We start from the raw sequence: 255 nt of genomic DNA, 5'->3' as shown, positions 1-255 counted from the left end.
CTCAAGGCCACCATCGACAACGACAGCAAGCCGGGCGCCACCGACACCGGCTTCGGCGATGCCATCGCCGTCGAAGTCGACGGTATCGGCGGAACCAGCGCAACCGGCAGCTTCACCGTCACCATCGTCGACGACGTGCCCAATGCCGTGGCAGATACCGGCGGGCCGGTGCTCGAAGGCGACCTGCTGACGGTCGATGCCGCCGCAGGCATCCTCGCCAACGACAACCGGGGCGCCGACGGCGCCACAATCGCT

At 68.2% G+C, this 255-nt stretch carries 1 protein-coding gene; it reads left to right on the top strand.

Features of this window, described 5'->3' with window-relative positions:
• The coding region (locus E2A64_RS17885) for a hypothetical protein (RefSeq protein WP_158285804.1) at nucleotides 1–255 on the top strand (255 nt) is incomplete at both ends.

The organism is Pseudohoeflea suaedae (genome assembly GCF_004354915.1).
Taxonomy (GTDB): Bacteria; Pseudomonadota; Alphaproteobacteria; order Rhizobiales; family Rhizobiaceae; genus Pseudohoeflea; species Pseudohoeflea suaedae.
The sequence above is the reverse complement of the archived record's forward strand: the minus strand, read 5'-3'. Positions and strand labels throughout refer to the sequence as shown.